This window comes from Mycolicibacterium doricum (assembly GCF_010728155.1).
Classification (GTDB): Bacteria; Actinomycetota; Actinomycetes; order Mycobacteriales; family Mycobacteriaceae; genus Mycobacterium; species Mycobacterium doricum.
The window spans coordinates 1,700,440-1,719,265 of record NZ_AP022605.1; the positions used below are offsets into that span (position 1 = coordinate 1,700,440).

At 66.8% G+C, this 18,826-nt stretch carries 16 protein-coding genes; 14 read left to right on the forward strand and 2 right to left on the reverse strand.

Annotated elements, in window-relative coordinates:
• Positions 1 to 15 precede the first annotated feature (15 nt).
• Positions 16 to 1,653 carry an ABC-F family ATP-binding cassette domain-containing protein gene (locus G6N07_RS08485; RefSeq protein ID WP_085191534.1) on the forward strand — a complete coding sequence of 546 codons (1,638 nt, stop codon included), beginning with the start codon at positions 16 to 18 and terminating at the stop codon, positions 1,651 to 1,653.
• 122 nt (positions 1,654 to 1,775) lie between these two features.
• Positions 1,776 to 1,976 carry a helix-turn-helix domain-containing protein gene (locus G6N07_RS08490; RefSeq protein WP_085191536.1) on the forward strand — a complete coding sequence of 67 codons (201 nt, stop codon included), beginning with the start codon at positions 1,776 to 1,778 and terminating at the stop codon, positions 1,974 to 1,976.
• On the opposite strand, the gene G6N07_RS08495 is transcribed toward G6N07_RS08490, so the two are convergent.
• Positions 1,969 to 2,547, reverse strand: coding sequence for a TetR/AcrR family transcriptional regulator (locus G6N07_RS08495; RefSeq protein WP_085191538.1), 579 nt, complete (start codon positions 2,545 to 2,547; stop codon positions 1,969 to 1,971). The genes G6N07_RS08490 and G6N07_RS08495 overlap by 8 nt on opposite strands.
• A gap of 24 nt (positions 2,548 to 2,571) precedes the next feature.
• Positions 2,572 to 5,433 carry an aconitate hydratase AcnA gene (gene acnA / locus G6N07_RS08500; protein ID WP_085191540.1) on the reverse strand — a complete coding sequence of 954 codons (2,862 nt, stop codon included), beginning with the start codon at positions 5,431 to 5,433 and terminating at the stop codon, positions 2,572 to 2,574.
• 159 nt (positions 5,434 to 5,592) lie between these two features.
• On the opposite strand from acnA, the gene G6N07_RS08505 reads away from it, so the two are divergent.
• The 12 genes from G6N07_RS08505 (at position 5,593) to G6N07_RS08560 (ending at position 18,447) form a co-directional block, all read left to right on the forward strand.
• Positions 5,593 to 6,129 carry an Rv1476 family membrane protein gene (locus tag G6N07_RS08505; protein WP_099050243.1) on the forward strand — a complete coding sequence of 179 codons (537 nt, stop codon included), beginning with the start codon at positions 5,593 to 5,595 and terminating at the stop codon, positions 6,127 to 6,129.
• 223 nt (positions 6,130 to 6,352) lie between these two features.
• Positions 6,353 to 7,780, forward strand: coding sequence for an NlpC/P60 family peptidoglycan endopeptidase RipA (gene ripA / locus G6N07_RS08510; RefSeq protein WP_085191544.1), 1,428 nt, complete (start codon positions 6,353 to 6,355; stop codon positions 7,778 to 7,780).
• A gap of 38 nt (positions 7,781 to 7,818) precedes the next feature.
• Positions 7,819 to 8,496 (forward strand): NlpC/P60 family peptidoglycan endopeptidase RipB, encoded by a 678-nt coding sequence (ripB, locus tag G6N07_RS08515; RefSeq protein ID WP_099050244.1) that lies wholly within the window; start codon positions 7,819 to 7,821, stop codon positions 8,494 to 8,496.
• A 138-nt stretch (positions 8,497 to 8,634) separates the two neighbouring features.
• Entirely contained in the window at positions 8,635 to 9,807 is a 1,173-nt protein-coding gene (moxR1, locus tag G6N07_RS08520) for a chaperone MoxR1 (protein WP_085191548.1), read from the forward strand.
• Positions 9,804 to 10,751: a DUF58 domain-containing protein gene (locus G6N07_RS08525; RefSeq protein WP_085191550.1), complete on the forward strand. Its 948-nt coding sequence runs from the start codon at positions 9,804 to 9,806 to the stop codon at positions 10,749 to 10,751. The genes moxR1 and G6N07_RS08525 overlap by 4 nt, the downstream gene beginning before the upstream one ends.
• An 83-nt stretch (positions 10,752 to 10,834) precedes the next feature.
• Positions 10,835 to 11,842, forward strand: a complete 1,008-nt coding sequence (locus tag G6N07_RS08530; RefSeq protein WP_085191552.1) for a VWA domain-containing protein — start codon at positions 10,835 to 10,837, stop codon at positions 11,840 to 11,842.
• Between the two features lie 135 nt (positions 11,843 to 11,977).
• Positions 11,978 to 12,742 (forward strand): 3-oxoacyl-ACP reductase FabG1, encoded by a 765-nt coding sequence (gene fabG1 / locus G6N07_RS08535; protein ID WP_085191554.1) that lies wholly within the window; start codon positions 11,978 to 11,980, stop codon positions 12,740 to 12,742.
• Positions 12,743 to 12,760: 18 nt separating this feature from the next.
• Positions 12,761 to 13,570 carry an NADH-dependent enoyl-ACP reductase InhA gene (gene inhA, locus G6N07_RS08540; RefSeq protein ID WP_085191556.1) on the forward strand — a complete coding sequence of 270 codons (810 nt, stop codon included), beginning with the start codon at positions 12,761 to 12,763 and terminating at the stop codon, positions 13,568 to 13,570.
• 7 nt (positions 13,571 to 13,577) lie between these two features.
• Complete coding sequence (locus G6N07_RS08545; protein ID WP_085191558.1) at positions 13,578 to 14,618, forward strand: ferrochelatase; 1,041 nt, start codon at positions 13,578 to 13,580, stop codon at positions 14,616 to 14,618.
• A gap of 189 nt (positions 14,619 to 14,807) precedes the next feature.
• On the forward strand, positions 14,808 to 16,166 hold the full coding sequence (gene pafA, locus G6N07_RS08550) for a Pup--protein ligase (protein ID WP_099050245.1): 1,359 nt from the start codon (positions 14,808 to 14,810) through the stop codon (positions 16,164 to 16,166).
• A gap of 186 nt (positions 16,167 to 16,352) precedes the next feature.
• Positions 16,353 to 17,228 (forward strand): hypothetical protein, encoded by an 876-nt coding sequence (locus G6N07_RS08555; RefSeq protein ID WP_235849803.1) that lies wholly within the window; start codon positions 16,353 to 16,355, stop codon positions 17,226 to 17,228.
• A 262-nt stretch (positions 17,229 to 17,490) separates the two neighbouring features.
• Positions 17,491 to 18,447 (forward strand): ESX-1 system-associated protein, encoded by a 957-nt coding sequence (locus G6N07_RS08560; protein ID WP_235849795.1) that lies wholly within the window; start codon positions 17,491 to 17,493, stop codon positions 18,445 to 18,447.
• Positions 18,448 to 18,826 lie beyond the last annotated feature (379 nt).

Below are 18,826 nucleotides of genomic sequence, written 5' to 3' on the forward strand. Positions count from 1 at the left end.
TGAGGAGCCGCGCCCGTGATCACCGCAACGGACCTGGAGGTCCGCGCCGGGGCGCGCACGCTGCTCTACACCGAGGGCACGACGCTGCGCGTGCAGCCCGGCGACCGGATAGGCCTCGTCGGACGCAACGGCGCGGGGAAGACCACCACCATGCGTATTCTCGCCGGCGAAGGGGAGCCCTACGCCGGCACGGTCACCCGCAGCGGGCAGGTCGGCTACTTGCCGCAGGACCCCCGCGAAGGCGACCTCGATGTGCTGGCCAGGGACCGGGTGCTCTCGGCGCGTGGGCTCGACACGCTGCTCGCCGACCTCGAGAAGCAGCAGGTCCTGATGGCAGAGGTGGCCGACGACGCCGCCCGCGACAAAGCGGTGCGCCGGTACGGCCAGCTGGAAGAGCGCTTCGCCGCGCTTGGCGGCTATGCGGCCGAGAGTGAAGCCGGCCGCATCTGCGCGAGCCTTGGACTGCCCGACCGGGTGCTGACCCAGTCGCTGCGCACGCTCTCGGGCGGTCAGCGGCGCCGGGTGGAACTGGCGCGCATCCTGTTCGCCGCCGGCGACAGCGGTTCTGGTGCTTCAGGCTCTGACACCACACTGCTGCTCGACGAGCCGACCAACCACCTTGACGCGGATTCCATCACGTGGCTTCGGGACTTCCTGCAGAACCACACCGGCGGGCTGGTCGTGATCAGCCACGACGTGGACCTGCTCGCCGCGGTGGTCAACCGGGTATGGTTCCTCGACGCGGTCCGCGCCGAGGCCGACGTCTACAACATGACCTGGCAGAAATACCTCGACGCCAGGGCCACCGACGAGCAGCGCAGGCGCCGGGAGCGGGCCAACGCCGAGCGCAAGGCCTCCGCACTGCGGGCGCAGGCCGCCAAGATGGGTGCCAAGGCCACCAAAGCTGTTGCCGCTCAGAATATGTTGCGTCGGGCCGACCGGATGATGGCGTCGCTGGACGAGGAACGGGTGGCCGACAAGGTGGCGCGGATCAAGTTCCCCACACCGGCGCCGTGCGGTCGCACGCCACTGGTGGTGAAGGGCCTCACCAAGAACTACGGGTCGCTCGAGGTGTTCACCGGCGTCGACCTGGCGATCGACCGCGGTTCCCGGGTCGTCGTCCTCGGGCTCAACGGCGCGGGCAAGACCACGCTGCTGCGTCTGCTGGCCGGGGTGGAGACCCCCGACGCCGGAGGTCTGCAGGCCGGACACGGGCTGAAGATGGGCTACTTCGCCCAGGAACACGACACCCTCGACGGCCAGGCGAGCGTGTGGGAGAACATCCGGCACGCCGCCCCCGACACCGGTGAGCAGGAGCTGCGCGGGCTCCTCGGTGCGTTCATGTTCAGCGGGCCGCAGCTGGAGCAGCCGGCGGGCACGCTCTCCGGTGGTGAGAAGACGCGATTGGCGCTGGCCGGTCTGGTCGCGTCCACGGCCAACGTGCTGTTGCTCGACGAACCCACCAACAACCTCGACCCGGCCTCCCGTGAGCAGGTCCTCGACGCCCTGCGCAGCTACCAGGGCGCCGTCGTGCTCGTCACCCACGACCCCGGTGCCGCCGAGGCACTCGAACCGCAGCGCGTGGTGCTGCTTCCCGACGGCACCGAGGACTACTGGTCCGAGGAGTACCGCGAGCTCATCGAGCTCGCCTAGCTGCCCGTCGCCTCGAGCCGGTTCACGAACCTGTCGACGAAATCTCGCGCACGCCCGGTTAGCGGTTGCCCGGTTGGGTAGTTATGGGAGCAGTCGGGCATCGCAACAGCGGGGACATGTCAATGAAGAAATCGGAAAAATCCCGGGAAGAACTCCTCAACGAGTTGCGGGCCGAATACGAGGCGGGCGCGAGCATCCGCGCACTGGTGGCAAAAACCGGGCGATCCTACGGCTCTATCCACAGCATGCTGCGAGAATCTGGCGCGACGATGCGCAGCCGGGGCGGGCCGAATCACCGTTCGCGTCGTTCCAGCGTCAGCTGACGCTGGGGCTCTGCTGGCGCACCGACGCTTCGACGAGGTCGAGCACCGCGCCCAGCTTCTTGGGGTCGTCGCCGGAGGCGAGCCGCGCGACCAGCCCGTCCAGAACCAGATCCAGGTAGGTCTGTAGCACCTCGCTGGGGACGTCGTCGCGTAGCCGGCCAGCCTCCTTCTGCCGGTGCAGGCGGGCCGTGGTGGCGGCGGAGAGTTCGGCAGAGCGCTCCTCCCAGCCCTGATGGAAGACCGGGTCGTTGCGCAGCTTGCGCGCGATTTCCAACCGGGTGGCCAACCAGTCGAACTGATCGGGCGCCGCCAACAGGTCACGCATCACCTGGATCAACCCCTCGCGGGAGGCGACGTCGGCCATCCGCTCGGCGTCCTCACGCGCGAGCTCGAAGAACAGCGTGTCCTTGTCTCGGAAGTGGTGGAAGATGGCGCCGCGCGACAGCCCGATGGTGTCTTCGAGCCGCCGCACGGTCGCCTTGTCGTATCCGTACCGCGCGAAGCAGCGCCGGGCGCCGTCGAGGATCTGGCGGCGGCGCGCCGCCAGATGGTCGTCGGTGACCCGGGGCATCAGTCCAGCTCCTGACCGCGCCGGTTACTTGGACCCGAGCATGTTGCGCAGCACATACTGCAGGATGCCGCCGTTGCGGTAGTAGTCGGCCTCACCGGGGGTGTCGATGCGGACCACCGCGTCGAATTCGACCGTCTCGCCGCCTGGTTTGGTCGCCGTGACGTGTACCGTCTCCGGGGTCTTGGCTCTGGCTTCCCCGTCGCTTCGCTCGCCTGCAACGTTGAGTGCCTCGATACCGGTGATGTCGAACGTCTCGGTGCCGTCGAGTTTCAGCGACGCGGCCGACTCACCCTCGGGGAACTGCAGCGGGATGACGCCCATGCCGATGAGGTTCGAGCGGTGGATGCGTTCGAACGACTCGGTGATGACGGCGCGCACGCCCAACAGGCTCGTGCCCTTGGCCGCCCAGTCCCGCGACGATCCTGACCCGTATTCCTTACCGCCGAGCACCACCAGCGGGATGCCCTGCTCGGCGTAGTTCTGCGCGGCGTCGTAGATGAACGCCTGCTCGCCACCGTTGGTGAAGTCACGGGTGTAACCGCCGGAGACGTCGTCGAGCAGCTGGTTCTTGAGCCGGATGTTGGCGAAGGTGCCCCGGATCATCACCTCGTGGTTGCCGCGGCGCGATCCGTAGGAGTTGTAATCCTTCTTCTCGACGCCGTGTTCCTCCAGGTACTGCGCGGCCGGGGTGCCCGGCTTGATGCTGCCCGCGGGGGAGATGTGATCGGTGGTGACCGAGTCACCCAGCAACGCGAGAACCCGTGCGCCGACGATGTCGCTGACCGGCTCAGGCGCGGGGGGCATCCCCTCGAAGTACGGAGGTTTGCGCACATAGGTGGAATCCTCGGCCCACTCGAACGTGTTACCGCTCGGGGTGGGCAGGTTGCGCCACCGGTCGTCGCCCTTGAACACGTCGGCGTAGTTCTTCTTGAACATCTCCGTGTTGATGGCCGAGGCGATGGTGTCGTTGATGTCCTGCTGCGACGGCCAGATGTCCTTGAGGAACACCTGGTTGCCGTTCTCGTCGGTGCCCAGGCAGTCGTTCTCGAAGTCGAAGTCCATGCTGCCGGCCAGCGCGTAGGCAATCACCAGCGGCGGAGACGCCAGGTAGTTCATCTTCACGTCCGGGTTGATCCGGCCCTCGAAGTTGCGGTTACCCGACAGCACCGCGGTCACCGACAGGTCATTGTCGTTGACGGCCTTGCTGATCTCCTCGGGCAGGGGACCGCTGTTGCCGATGCAGGTCGTGCAGCCGTACCCGACCAGGAAGAAGCCGAGTTTCTCCAGATACGGCCACAGGCCCGCCTTGTCGTAGTAGTCGGTGACAACCTGCGATCCAGGCGCCATCGTGGTCTTGACCCACGGCTTGGTGGTCAGGCCCTTCTCGACGGCGCTTTTCGCGAGCAGCGCCGCGCCGAGCATCACCTCCGGGTTCGAGGTGTTCGTGCACGAGGTGATCGCGGCGATCACCACGGCGCCGTGGTCGATGATGAACTCACCGCGCTCGGCGGAGCTGACCTTCACGGGGTTGGTGGGCCGGCCGTCGGCGCCGACGGCCGCGGAGTGGGCGGGTTCGTCGACCTCGTCGGAGAACGACAGCGACACCGGATCACTGCCCGGGAACGTCTCCTCGACGGCTTCGTCGAGCCGGCTTTCCGGAGCCGAGTTGCCGTTGGTCACGTAGTTGTGGATGTCCTTGCGGAACGCGGACTTCGCGTCGTCGAGCGCGATGCGGTCCTGCGGGCGCTTCGGTCCGGCGATCGACGGCACCACGTCGGACAGATCCAGCTCGATGTACTCGGAGAACTTCGGCTCGCGGCTAGGGTCGTGCCACATGCCCTGTTCCTTGGCGTACGCCTCCACCAGGGCCAGCTGCTCGTCGGCGCGGCCGGTCATCCGCAGGTAGTCGATGGTCACGTCGTCGATCGGGAAGATCGCTGCGGTGGAACCGAATTCGGGGCTCATGTTGCCCAGCGTGGCGCGGTTGGCTAGCGGCACCTCCGCCACCCCCTCGCCGTAGAACTCGACGAACTTGCCGACCACGCCGTGCTTGCGCAGCATCTCGGTGACGGTCAGCACCACGTCGGTGGCGGTCACGCCGGCGCGGCGCTCACCGGTGAGCTTGAACCCGACGACACGGGGAATGAGCATCGACACCGGCTGGCCCAGCATGGCGGCTTCGGCCTCGATACCGCCGACGCCCCAGCCGAGCACGCCGAGACCGTTCTCCATCGTGGTGTGGGAGTCGGTGCCCACGCAGGTGTCGGGGTAGGCCACGGTGACCGTTTCCCCCCCAGTTTCTCCCACCCGATCACGCTCCATCACGACGCTGGCCAGGTATTCGATGTTGACCTGGTGCACGATGCCGGTGCCGGGCGGCACGACCTTGAAGTCGTCGAAGGCGCCCTGTCCCCAGCGCAGGAACTGGTAGCGCTCGCCGTTGCGCTCGTACTCGATCTCCACGTTGCGCTCGAAGGCGTCGGCGGTGCCGAACAGGTCGGCGATCACCGAGTGGTCGATCACGAGGTCGGCCGGTGCGAGGGGGTTGACCTTCTGCGGGTCGCCGCCGAGTTCGCCGACCGCTTCCCGCATGGTGGCGAGGTCGACGATGCAGGGCACGCCGGTGAAGTCCTGCATGATGACCCGCGCCGGGGTGAACTGGATCTCGATGCTGGGATCGGCGTCGGGATCCCAGTTCGCGATGGCCTCGATGTGGTCCTTGGTGATGTTGGCACCGTCCTCGGTGCGCAGCAGGTTCTCCGCGAGCACCTTGAGGCTGTAGGGCAGTTTCTCCGTGCCGGGAACGGCGTCGAGGCGGTAGATCTCGTACGACTTGTCCCCGACGGTCAGGGTGTCACGGGCTCCAAAAGAATCCTTGCTGCTCACATCAACTCCCGATAGTTCTCGCCGCGACGGGCTGTGTCGGCGGCGTGTCCGATTCTAACAGTACGCTTGTCCTGCAAACATCCGGGGCTCATTACAGTCTTGTCGTCAGCCGTGGGTCGCGCCACCCCCCGTGGCGGCCGTCGCGGTACCGTGCTGCCTGTGAGCGCGCCGGAGGTCGTACCTTTTCTGCCCGGGTTCATCCCGCCGGATGTCGACATGACCAAGGTGATCGCCGACGTGGGTGACGACGGCGTCAGCGCACCCGGCGCCGACGAGGCGGCGTTGCGACAGGTGGTCTCCGAGGCCCACGCCGACGGGATCGACCTCAAGATCGTCGTCATCGACACCAACCCGCACATCGAAACGCCGCTGCGCGACATCGCTACCGAGGTGGGCCACGCGTATCCGGGGTCGACGGTCCTGGCGATGAGCCCGTCGTACGCTGGCACCTACAGTCCGGTCTTCGATCGGGTGACACTCGAGGCCGGTCAGGATCTGGCCAAGACCGGTGATCCGGTCCAGTCATCGAAGAATTTCGTCGGGCAACTCACCACTCCGGATTTCCCGTGGACCGCATTGACGATTGTCCTTGTATTAGGGGTCGCGGGCGCTACGGCGGCGACGCGGTGGTTACAGATTCGAGGCAAACGGGCCGCGGCGGCCGAAATCGGGACTACCGAGTCTGACCAGCGCTGACGCCGTTCTTCGTCGCGCTGCGCATTTCGAAGATCACCATTCGATAACGGTTATTTCAATTACAAACATGTAATTCGTGACTAAAGTTTCTTCAGCGTCGATTGTGACGTACGGTGCATTCGGTACCCAATGTTGTTGCTGTGCCTGATGTGACTTATGTGCATCGGTGCCCGTCACGAACGTGCCGCCGCGTTCGCGTCGACCCTTAGGAGACTTGAGTCGAATGAGACGCACCGCTCGCGCCTCCGCTTCCCGGCTTCTCGGCCGGATGTGCGCGTTGCCTCTGACCGTCGGAATGCTGATGTCCGCGGCGCTGTGGAGTGGAGCTCCGGGATCGGCGGACACCGACCACGTCGCAACCCTGGTGGCCGCGGTCGCCAACGCCAACCAGAAGCTGTACGACCTGGGTGCCGCCGTGCAGAGCACGCAGGAAGGTGTCAACAAGGCGATCCTCGAGGTGCAGAACGCCCGCGATACTGCCGCGACCGCCCAGCGCGAGCTCGAGGCCAGCCGGCGGGGCGTCGAAGATGCCAACATCGCGATCGCCGGCGCGCAGCAGAGATTCGACACTTTCGCCGCCGCCACCTACGTCAGTGGTCCGTCGACGTCGTACGTGACCGCTGCCGACCCCGCCGACGTCCTGCACACCGCGTCGACCGCGCAGACCCTGGAGATCAGTTCGGCGCGGGTGATGGACAACCTGCACCGGGCGCGCACCGAACAGGTCAACAAGGAGTCGGCCGCGCGACGGGCCAAGCAGAAGGCCGACCAGGCCGCCGCCGACGCCGAGGCCAGCTACCAGGCGGCCGTCGCCGCGCTGACCGAGGCTCAGCAGAACTTCGGGAGCCAGCAGGCCGAACTGGAGCGCCTCAGCGCCGAGCGTGCCGCCGCCCAGGCCCGGCTCGCCGAGGTCCGCAAGGCCTCGGCGCCCGCGGTGGCGGCCGCTTCCGCAGCACCGTCGGCCGCTCCGCAGGCCGCCGCATCCGGTGTCGCCTCGAACTGGGATCGCGCACCGGGCGCCCCGGCACCGGCCGCCGGCAACTGGGACACCGCATGGGATCCCACGCTGCCCGCCATTCCGAGCGCCTTCGTCAGCGGCGATCCGATCGCGATCATCAACGCCGTGCTCGGTATCGCCTCGACGTCGGCCCAGGTGACCTCACAGATGGGCCGCAGCTTCCTGCAGAAGATGGGCCTGCTGCCCACGCCCACCGGTTACACCAACGGCGCGATCCCGCGGGTCTACGGCCGACAGGCCACCGAGTACGTGATCCGGCGCGGCATGTCGCAACTGGGTGTGCCGTACTCGTGGGGCGGCGGCAACGCTTCGGGCCCGAGCCGCGGTATCGACCAGGGTGCCAACACCGTCGGGTTCGACTGTTCCGGGCTGGTCCTGTACATGTTCGCCGGCGTCGGCATCAAGCTGGACCACTACTCCGGCTCGCAGTACAACGCCGGCCGCAAAATTCCGTCGTCGCAGATGCGGCGCGGCGACCTGATCTCCTATGGACCCAACGCCAGCCAGCACATCGCGGTGTACCTCGGCGACGGCCAAATGCTCGAGGCCCCGTACACCGGGTCGGTGGTCAAGGTCTCGCCGGTCCGCACGAGCGGCATGACTCCGTATGCGACCCGACTAATCGAATGGTGACGAAGAGGATTACCTTGCGCCCCAGGCATTTACATTGCATGACAAGCCTTGTGCTATTGGTGTCGGTGGTGGCCCTGCTGTTCGGTCTCGCCACGCCGGCAGCCGCGGAACCCGACGACGGTCAATGGGACCCCACGCTGCCCAAACTGCTCAGCGCCGGCGCGCCCGGCGATCCGCTGGCCATCGCCAACGCCTCGCTGGCGGCCACTGCACAAGCCACCCAGGCGACCATGGACCTGGGCCGCAAGTTCCTGTCGAGCATCGGGCTGGGCGGGGCGGAGCCGACCGCTGCGGCCGCCGGCCGCGTGCGTGGTCCGCAGGCCATCGAGTACGTGATCCGGCGGGGCGCCTCGCAGATGGGCACGCCGTATTCCTGGGGCGGCGGCAAGCCGAACGGCCCGAGCCGCGGTATCGATTCCGGCGCCAACACCGTGGGCTACGACTGTTCGGGTTTCACCCAGTTCTCGTACGCGGGAGTCGGCGTCCTGATCCCCAAGTACTCGGGTGACCAATACAACACCGGGCGCAAGGTGCCGGTGTCGCAGGCCAAACGCGGCGACCTGTTGTTCTGGGGACCGGGCGGCAGCCAGCACGTGGCGATGTACCTCGGCAACGGGCAGTTGCTAGAGTCCGCCAGCAGCGCCGGCAAGGTCTCCGTCGCCCCGTTGCGGACAAGCGGTCTGCAGCCGTACGCAGCCCGCATCATCGAATCCTGAGCACAGCCTGAGGCGGACCGGGCGACGTCGACGGATTCCGAAGTGCCTGGAATAGTTGACGGCGGGCGCCGGGCGCCCTGGGTTGACGCGGGACACGCCTGCGCATCGCCATGAAGAAGCAACAGTGGGAGGATCTCGATGACGTCACCGAGTGGGCCGCCGCAGGGCGCCGGAGGTTATTCCGGTCCGAACCCGGCGCAGGGGTATCCCGCCGGCTCCCACGCAGCGCCGCAGACTCCCGCCGGTGCGCAGAACCCCGCCCCACAGAACAACGGTGGCCTGCATTCCGAGGTGCACACGCTGGAGCGGGCGGTCTTCGAGGTCAAGCGGATCATCGTCGGGCAGGACCGGCTGGTCGAGCGGATGCTCGTCGGCCTGCTCGCCAAGGGGCACGTCCTGCTCGAGGGCGTCCCGGGTGTCGCCAAGACGCTGGCGGTCGAGACCTTCGCCAAGGTGGTCGGCGGCACGTTCGCGCGCATCCAGTTCACCCCCGACCTGGTGCCCACCGACATCATCGGTACCCGCATCTTCCGCCAGGGCAAGGAGGAGTTCGACATCGAGCTCGGACCCGTGGTCGTGAACTTCCTGTTGGCCGACGAGATCAACCGCGCCCCGGCGAAAGTGCAGTCCGCACTGCTCGAGGTGATGGCCGAACGCAAGATCTCCATCGGCGGAAAAACCTTCCCGCTGCCGCAGCCCTTCCTGGTCATGGCGACCCAGAACCCGATCGAGCAGGAGGGCGTGTACGCGCTGCCCGAGGCGCAGCGCGACCGCTTCCTGTTCAAGCTCAACATCGACTACCCGTCGCCCGAGGAAGAGCGCGAGATCATCTACCGGATGGGTGTGAAGGCCCCGCAGCCCAAGCAGATCCTCGCCACCGGTGACCTGCTGCGTCTGCAGGACGTCGCGGCCAACACCTTCGTGCACCACGCACTGGTCGACTACGTCGTCCGCATCGTCACCGCCACCCGTGAACCCGAGAAGTTCGGGATGCCCGACGCCAAGTCGTGGATCGCCTACGGGGCCTCCCCGCGTGCGTCGCTGGGCATCATCGCCGCGGCCCGCGCGCTGGCGCTGATCCGCGGCCGCGACTACGTCGTCCCGCAGGATGTCGTCGAGGTGATCCCGGACGTGCTGCGCCACCGCCTGGTGCTGACCTACGATGCGCTGGCCGACGAGGTCTCGGCGGAGACGGTCATCAATCGCATCATGCAGACCGTAGCGCTGCCGCAGGTGAACGCCATTCCGCAACAAGGTCCTTCGGCACCGCCCGCGGTCCCGGCCGGAGCGGGTGTGGCGGGCGGTCGGTGACCTCCTCGGAGGGCCGTTCGGTCGATTTGCCGTCGCTGCAGCGTGGCCAGATCCGCGATCCCGCGCTGTCGGCGGCGTTGCGCAAGCTGGAACTCACCGTCCGGCGCAAGCTCGACGGCGTCCTCCATGGCGACCACCTCGGCCTCATCCCCGGTCCGGGTTCCGAACCGGGGGAGTCGCGCATCTACCAGCCCGGCGACGACGTCCGCCGGATGGACTGGTCGGTGACCGCGCGCACCACGGTCCCACATGTGCGCGAGATGATCGCCGACCGCGAGTTGGAGACGTGGCTGGTGGTCGACATGTCGGCCAGCCTCGACTTCGGCACCGCGGGTTGCGAGAAGCGCGACCTCGCGGTGGCCGCCGCCGCCGCGATCACCTTCCTCAACAGCGGGGGCGGCAACCGGATCGGCGCCATCATCGCCAACGGCGAATCCGTGCGGCGGGTGCCTGCGCTGTCGGGGCGCATGCACGAGCAGGAGATGCTGCGGACCATCGCCACCATGCCCAAGGCGCCGACCGGCGTGCGGGGCGACCTGGCCGCGGCGATCGACGCGCTGCGCCGTCCCGAACGCAGGCGGGGGATGGCGGTGATCATTAGCGACTTCCTCGGTCCGATCAACTGGATGCGCCCGCTGCGGGCGATCGCCGGTCGCCACGAGGTGCTGGGCATCGAGGTGCTCGATCCGCGCGACGTCGAGCTGCCCGAGGTCGGCGACGTCGTGCTGCAGGACGCCGAGACCGGGGTGACACGCGAGTTCACCATCGACCACCAACTGCGTGAGGATTTCGAGCGGGCGGCCGCCGCGCACCGGGCCGAGGTGGCCCGCACGCTGCGGCGCTGCGACGCCCCGCTGCTGAGCCTGCGCACCGACCGTGACTGGATCGCCGACGTGGTGAAGTTCGTGGCGAGCCGCCGGCGCGGAGCCATGGCCGGCCGGTAGTGGGCGAGGAGCGCTCGCGCGAAGATCACCTGCCCGTCGATGACCTGTCCACTATGTCGTGACAACGAAATGACAAGCTGCACATGACTTTACCGTTGCTCGGCCCGATGTCTCTGTCGGGTTTCGAACATCCGTGGTTTTTCTTGTTCCTGATCGTCGTGCTCGGCGTGGCCGGGCTCTACGTCATCGTCGCGCTGGCCCGGCAGCGCCGGGTCCTGCGCTTCGCCAACATGGAGCTGCTCCAGAGCGTTGCGCCGAACCGGCCCAGCCGCTGGCGCCACCTGCCGGCGATCCTGCTCGTCGCCTCGTTGCTGCTGCTCACCGTCGCCATGGCAGGGCCGACCCACGATGTGCGGGTGCCGCGCAACCGTGCCGTGGTGATGCTGGTGATCGACGTGTCGCAGTCGATGCGCGCCACCGATGTGTCGCCGAGCCGGTTGGCCGCCGCGCAGGAGGCCTCGAAGCAGTTCGTCGACGAGCTGACACCCGGCATCAACCTCGGACTGATCGCCTATGCGGGCACCGCCACGGTGCTGGTCTCGCCGACCACCAACCGTGAGGCCACCAAGAATGCGATCGACAAGCTGCAGCTGGCCGACCGCACCGCGACCGGTGAGGGCATCTTCACCGCGCTGCAGGCCATCGCCACCGTGGGCGCCGTCATCGGGGGCGGGGACGAACCGCCGCCTGCGCGCATCGTGCTGTTCTCGGACGGCAAGGAGACGGTGCCGTCGAATCCGGACAACCCCAAGGGGGCGTACACCGCAGCGCGCACCGCGAAGGACCAGGGTGTGCCTATTTCGACGATCTCGTTCGGCACCCCGTACGGCTACGTCGAGATCAACGATCAGCGCCAACCGGTGCCGGTCGACGACCAGATGCTCAAGAAGATCGCGGACCTGTCCGGTGGTGAGGCGTTCACCGCCTCGAGCCTCGAGCAGCTGCGTGAGGTCTACGCCAACCTGCAGCAGCAGATCGGCTACGAGACGATCAAGGGTGACGCCAGCGTGGGCTGGCTGCGTCTGGGCGCGTTCCTGCTGGCGTTGTCGGCGCTCGCGGCGATGCTGTTCAACCGGCGCCTGCCGGGATGACGCCGCTCCCACCGTTCTTGCGCCGAAACGAACAAACGGGCGCGAAAGTGCGAGTGGAATCTGGCGAAACGTCGATCTGGGCGACGCCGACGGCCGATTTCGGCGGACGACGGGCCAGACGTTAAGTTGACGGACATGACCGACTCCGCAGCAGCCGACACCGAAAGCCAGGCCGCGGGCGGCAGACCGCCGTTCGTGTCACGATCTGTCCTGGTAACCGGCGGGAATCGCGGCATCGGCTTGGCGATCGCGCAGCGCCTCGCCGCCGACGGCCACAAGGTCGCGGTGACCCACCGAGGCTCCGGCGCGCCCGAAGGTTTGTTCGGTGTCCGGTGTGACGTCACCGACAACGACGCCGTCGATCGCGCCTTCAAAGAGGTCGAGCAGCATCAGGGCCCGGTCGAGGTGCTGGTATCCAACGCCGGCATCTCCGCCGATGCGTTTCTCATCCGGATGACCGAAGAGAGGTTCGAGAACGTCATCGACGCCAACCTCACCGGCGCGTTCCGGGTGGCTCAGCGCGCGTCGCGCAGCATGCAGCGCAAGCGCTTCGGCCGCATCATCTTCATCGGCTCGGTGTCGGGCATGTGGGGCATCGGCAACCAGGCCAACTACGCGGCCGCCAAGGCCGGTCTGATCGGCATGGCCCGCTCCATCTCGCGCGAGCTGTCGAAGGCCAATGTTACGGCCAACGTCGTGGCCCCGGGCTACATCGACACGGAAATGACCCGAGCGCTCGACGAGCGGATCCAGGAGGGCGCGCTGGACTTCATCCCCGCCAAGCGGATCGGCACCGCCGAGGAGGTCGCCGGAGCGGTCAGCTTCCTGGCGTCGGAGGATGCGAGCTACATCGCCGGTGCGGTCATCCCGGTCGACGGCGGCATGGGCATGGGCCACTAAGAGTTAGGGACTTTTTACATGACAGGCTTTCTCGAAGGCAAGCGCATCCTGGTCACGGGGATCATCACCGACTCGTCGATCGCGTTCTACATCGCCAAGGTCGCCCAGGAGGCGGGCGCCGAACTGGTGCTCACCGGCTTCGACCGGATGAAACTGATCCGGCGCATCTGTGACCGGCTGCCGAATCCGGCGCCGCTGCTGGAACTCGACGTGCAGAATCAGGAGCACCTCGACACGCTGGCCGACCGCGTCACCGCAGAGATCGGTGCGGGCAACAAACTCGACGGCGTCGTCCACTCCATCGGCTTCATGCCGCAGACCGGCATGGGCGTCAACCCGTTCTTCGACGCGCCGTACGAGGACGTCGCCAAGGGCATCCACATCTCGGCCTACTCGTATGCGTCGCTGGCCAAGGCCACGCTGCCGATCATGAACCGCGGCGGCGGCATCGTCGGCATGGATTTCGATCCCACCCGCGCCATGCCGGCCTACAACTGGATGACGGTGGCCAAGAGTGCGCTGGAGTCGGTCAACCGCTTCGTCGCGCGCGAGGCAGGTCCTTACGGAGTGCGCTCCAATCTCGTTGCCGCCGGACCTATCCGGACGTTGGCCATGAGCGCCATCGTCGGCGGCGCCCTCGGCGCCGAGGCCGGTGAGCAGATGAAGCTGCTCGAGGAGGGCTGGGACCAGCGGGCGCCGATCGGCTGGAACATGAAGGATCCGACACCGGTCGCCAAGACCGTGTGTGCCCTGCTGTCGGACTGGCTACCGGCCACCACCGGCACCGTCGTGTACGCCGACGGCGGCGCGCACACCCAGTTGCTCTAGCGCCGCCATGGGGGTCGACGCGCTGCTGGTGCTGTCCTTCGGCGGACCCGAGGGCCCCGACCAGGTGATGCCGTTCCTGGAGAACGTCACCCGGGGCCGCGGGATCCCGCGGGAACGACTCGAAAGCGTGGCCGAACACTATCTGCACTTCGGCGGCGTATCACCGATCAACGACATCAACCGCGCGTTGATCGCGGAGATCGACGCCGAACTCGGCGCTCGCGGCGAGACGTTGCCGGTGTACTTCGGCAACCGCAACTGGGATCCCTACGTCGAGGACGCCGTGAGGGCCATGCGTGACGACGGGGTGCGCCGCGCGGCGGTGTTCGCCACCTCGGCCTGGGGCGGGTACTCCAGCTGCACGCAGTACAACGAAGACATCGCCAGGGGACGTGCGGCCGCCGGTGACAACGCCCCGCACCTGGTGAAGTTGCGGCATTACTTCGACCACCCCCTGCTGGTGGAGATGTTCGCGGAGTCGATCGGCGCTGCGGTGCGGTCGCTTCCGGCTGAGCTGAGCGACGAGGCCCGGCTGGTGTTCACCGCGCACTCCATCCCGGTCGCCGCCGACCAGCAGCACGGTCCTTACCTGTACAGCCGGCAGGTCGCCTACGCCGCCCGACTGGTGGCCGCCGCGGCCGGATACTCCGGGTTCGATCAGGTGTGGCAGTCGCGGTCGGGTCCGCCGCGCATCCCCTGGCTCGAGCCGGACATCGGCGACCACATGGCCGTCCTTGCGGAGCAAGGCACCAGGGCGGTCGTTATCTGTCCGATCGGATTCGTCGCCGACCACATCGAGGTCGTGTGGGACCTCGACAGAGAGGTGCGCGAACAGGCCGCCGACCTCGGTATCGCGATGGCCCGGGCCCGTACCCCGAACGCCGACCGGCGCTACGCCCGGCTCGCGCTGGACCTCGTCGACGAACTGCGCACCGACCGGCCCCCCGCCCGCGTGGTGGGCGCCGAGCCGGTACCCGGGTGCGGGCACAGCATCGACGGCATCACCTGCGCCGATTCACCGCGGTGCGTCGCCCGCATCACCGGGTGAGTCCGGTCGGCTCAGCAGGCCCCTGACCCGGGTGACTTCGCGAAGCCCGCTGTCGGCAGGCAGCCGGGCCACTGCGGCGACCAGGTCAGCACGGGGTGTGCCAAACCGTCCGTTCGGTGTCGATTCCGCCGACGCGTTAGCGGAGGCCATGCATGCCGAGACCGGCGACGAACCCGTAAGCTCGATGAGGTGCAGCGACGAATCATGGGGATCGAGACCGAATTCGGCGTGACCTGCACGTTCCATGGCCACCGCCGGCTCAGTCCGGACGAGGTCGCCCGATATCTTTTTCGGCGGGTGGTGTCGTGGGGGCGCAGTTCGAACGTCTTCCTGCGCAATGGCGCGCGGTTATATCTCGACGTCGGTTCCCACCCTGAGTACGCCACCGCCGAATGCGACAACCTGATCCAGTTGGTCACCCATGACCGGGCCGGTGAGCGGGTGCTCGAAGACCTGCTCATCGACGCCGAACAGCGGTTGGCCGACGAGGGCATCGGCGGCGACATCTACCTGTTCAAGAACAACACCGACTCGGCGGGCAACTCTTACGGCTGCCACGAGAACTACCTGATTGTCCGCGCCGGGGAGTTCTCCCGGATCTCGGACGTACTGCTGCCCTTCCTGGTCACCCGCCAACTGATCTGCGGTGCCGGCAAGGTCCTGCAGACGCCGAAGGCGGCGACGTTCTGCCTGTCCCAACGCGCCGAGCACATCTGGGAGGGTGTCTCGTCGGCGACCACCCGGTCCCGGCCGATCATCAACACGCGCGACGAACCGCACGCCGACGCCGAGAAGTACCGCAGGCTGCACGTGATCGTCGGCGACTCGAACATGTGCGAGTCCACCACCATGCTCAAGGTGGGCACCGCCTCGCTGGTGCTGGAGATGATCGAGGCCGGAGTTCCGTTCCGCGACTTTTCGCTGGACAACCCGATCCGCGCGATCCGCGAGGTCAGCCACGATCTGACCGGGCGGCGTCCGGTGCGTCTGGCCGGTGGGCGGCAGGCCAGCGCGTTGGACATCCAGCGCGAGTACTACTCGCGCGCGGTGGACTATCTGCAGGCGCGGGAGCCAAATTCGCAGATCGAGCAGGTGGTGGACCTGTGGGGCCGTCAGCTCGACGCTGTCGAGAGCCAGGACTTCGCGAAGGTCGACACCGAGATCGACTGGGTGATCAAGCGCAAGCTGTTCCAGCGGTATCAGGACCGCTACAACATGGAGCTGTCCGACCCGAAGATCAGCCAGTTGGACCTGGCGTATCACGACATCAAACGCGGCCGCGGGGTGTTCGACCTGTTGCAGCGCAAAGGTCTCGCGGCGCGGATCACCACCGACGAGGAGATCGACGTCGCCGTCGACACACCGCCACAGACCACTCGCGCGAAACTGCGCGGTGAGTTCATCAGCGCGGCGCAGGAAGCCGGCCGCGACTTCACCGTCGACTGGGTGCACCTCAAGCTCAACGACCAGGCGCAGCGCACCGTCTTATGCAAGGACCCGTTCCGCTCGGTCGACGAACGGGTCAAGCGGCTCATCGCCAGCATGTAGGTCTCGCCCCGCTGCCGCAGATTTCGTGCAGTGGGGTTGAGCCGTGCTCAGGTAACATTTGCTGGACGATTCGTGAACGGGTGGCCGAGACGTGTCTTGAGGCAGATGAGGTTTGATCTTGTCGGCGAAGTGCTTGCTGGATGGTTCGACGGTGAGGGTTTCGCGCACTGGTGAGTGGGGGTGGCGATGACCGAGTTGAGAGTCAACACCGGTGAGCTGGCTAACGGGGGGAATGGTCTGGTCAGCGGCGCGCGGGCGATCCCGGAGCCGCTGCAACCGTTGGTGACCACCGGCACCGATGCGCTGTCGCTGGCGCTACAGAGCAAGACTCAGGAGATCGAACTGCCGCTCATCGAGGGCATGCCGAAGACCAAGGCCGAAGCACTGGCGACCGCGGAGAACATCATCCAAGCCGCCGGGCTCTACGAGCAGACCGATCAGCAGGTCGCCGACCAGATCCGCAAGGCGTTGGCGGACTTGGAAGGCGCGGGCGCTCCCGGCAGCGGCGGTGGCGCTCCGGCTGGTGGTGCCGGTGGTCCTGCCATCGCCGGGAGCGGTGCCGGCGTGGCCGGTGCTGCGACGGGTGCTCCTGGTGGCGGTGCGGCCGGTGCTGCGACGGGTGCAGGCGACCAGATGGGCCAGATGGGCCAGATGATGGGCATGCCCATGCAGTTGGCGCAGCAGGCCGCGCAGATTCCGATGCAGCTTGCCGGGATGGCGATGCAGATTCCGCAGGGGATCATGCAGGGCGTGCAGAGCGGGATGCAGCAGGTCGGCCAGATGACGAGCCAGTTCGGCGAGATGGGCGGGGCCGAGAAGGACCAGAAGTCCGCGCTGGACGACGGGCTGAGTGAGAAGCCCGAGAAGAAGGATGAGCGTTTCGAGGAGAAGCAGCCGGAAGGTGCTGCACCGGGCGATACGGCAGGGGAGCGGGTGCCCGAGTACGTCCCGCGGCATGCGGCTCCGGAGGCCCCGGAAGCCGCCGGTACCGCGCCTGAGGCGCCGCCGCCTGCGCCGAAGCCGGCGCCGACACGGCCTGCTGATTCAACGATTGTGTTGTGACCGTGAGTGTTCCTGACGCGAAGGTGCGCATATGAGTCTGCCTCCCCCTCCCGATTCGTACGGCGGTCAGTCGCCCTATGGCGGCCAGCCGCAGGGCGGACGGCAGCCGCAGTGGGGTGGTCAGGCGCAGCCGGGTGCAGGGCAGGGGCAGTTCAGTGGGCCACCGCCGTGGGGTCCACCGCCGCAGCAACCACAGTGGGGTGGTCCGCCCCCCGGACCGCCGCCGTCACAGGGTGGTAAGGGGAAGTGGGTCCTCGGTGGCGTGATCCTATTGCTGGTGGTCGCCCTGGCGGTGACCGTCACGATTCTGGTGACGGGCGATGGGTCAAACCAGAATTCGCCGACGCCGCCCGGCGATGGGAAGGCGTCGGAGTTCGCCAGCGCCAACGACACCGGACCGGTCAACATCATCACCGAGGACCCGACGTGCGACGCGTGGGGGCGCATTTCACGGGAGTACAGCGAATCGACGGAAGGCGCTGGATGGGCAACTCGTGACGCTTCGGTCCCCGCCTCCGCGTGGACCCCCGATCAAAGTGCGATGTACGAGTCTGTCGGCGCATCCATGGAGAACGCTGCGGACAAAGTTGAGAATCTAGTGAAGCTGACTACTCACCGTGAAATGCGGGAGTTGTATCAGCAATTCCAGGCGTATTCGCGGGCGTTCACCAACGGAATACCTTCTTATGAGCCGGAAGACGACGACCTTGCCGTAGTTGTCGACAACTTGGCCTCAGGGCTTGCGATGATTTGTTCCGCCACCAATTATGGTTCGGCACAGGCAGTTTCACCACTCGTAGAAGGAGTCCCGGATCCCTCGAATGCACCATCGTTGGGAGATTCGTCAGAAGGCGAGCGGTTTCTTAACACCCCGAGTTCGTCTTGCAATGATTGGAATTCTACAGCAAAAGACTTCTCGTCGGCTGTTCGTCCGTGGCGTGATATAGACGCCAATATTTCTGCCGCTGATTGGACACCTGACCAACGACGGGTCATCGATGAGACGATCCCTGTGATGGAGGCGAACGCGGTCGCTCTCGTTCGCTTAGGGGGTACTAGCGGCAACGCGGTGTTCGAAGATTTTGCTTACCTTGCTGCACAGTACCGCCGCGGTTACGCCGCCGCTTTACCTGACTACACGAGTGCCGATAATTACCTGTCGGCGGCTTCAACGTACGTTGTCAACGCCATTTTGTGGGCGTGCAAGGCGGCGGAATGATCGGGCGAGCCGCAGCCACGGAAAAGCCGTCCGGCCCTTATGCGGCGGAGATGACTGGACCTGGCGCTTGGCCTGAGACAAGTGAAAGCGCCTATTCGAATCGCGCCAGTGCTCTTCGTGAGACCCTGACTGGTCTCGAACGAGCGCGGCAGAGTTGGGCGACAAATCAAGCGAGCCTGTTCAACGGAATCCATGTTTGGTCGGGAGGTGCATCCGAGAAGGCCGGAGCGCAGGTAAGTAAGAGTGCCTGGTCGATGGCGCTGCACGAGCAACAGTTGAAGGTTGCGATCCAATGGTGTGATCGCGCAACGGAGCATATAAGTGGTGCGAAAGAGACGATAGGGGGAAACGTCCGGGGCGCCCAAGAGAAGATCGCGGA

Bases quoted from the DNA above. Each gene is read 5' to 3' on its own strand.
- ripA (WP_085191544.1), top strand. From the start codon at position 6,353: ATGAGACGCACCGCTCGCGCCTCCGCTTCCCGGCTTCTCGGCCGGATG.
- G6N07_RS08530 (WP_085191552.1), top strand. From the start codon at position 10,835: ATGACTTTACCGTTGCTCGGCCCGATGTCTCTGTCGGGTTTCGAACAT.
- fabG1 (WP_085191554.1), top strand. From the start codon at position 11,978: ATGACCGACTCCGCAGCAGCCGACACCGAAAGCCAGGCCGCGGGCGGC.
- G6N07_RS08495 (WP_085191538.1), bottom strand. From the start codon at position 2,547: ATGCCCCGGGTCACCGACGACCATCTGGCGGCGCGCCGCCGCCAGATC.
- G6N07_RS08545 (WP_085191558.1), top strand. From the start codon at position 13,578: ATGGGGGTCGACGCGCTGCTGGTGCTGTCCTTCGGCGGACCCGAGGGC.
- moxR1 (WP_085191548.1), top strand. From the start codon at position 8,635: ATGACGTCACCGAGTGGGCCGCCGCAGGGCGCCGGAGGTTATTCCGGT.
- inhA (WP_085191556.1), top strand. From the start codon at position 12,761: ATGACAGGCTTTCTCGAAGGCAAGCGCATCCTGGTCACGGGGATCATC.
- ripB (WP_099050244.1), top strand. From the start codon at position 7,819: ATGACAAGCCTTGTGCTATTGGTGTCGGTGGTGGCCCTGCTGTTCGGT.
- G6N07_RS08555 (WP_235849803.1), top strand. From the start codon at position 16,353: ATGACCGAGTTGAGAGTCAACACCGGTGAGCTGGCTAACGGGGGGAAT.
- G6N07_RS08490 (WP_085191536.1), top strand. From the start codon at position 1,776: ATGAAGAAATCGGAAAAATCCCGGGAAGAACTCCTCAACGAGTTGCGG.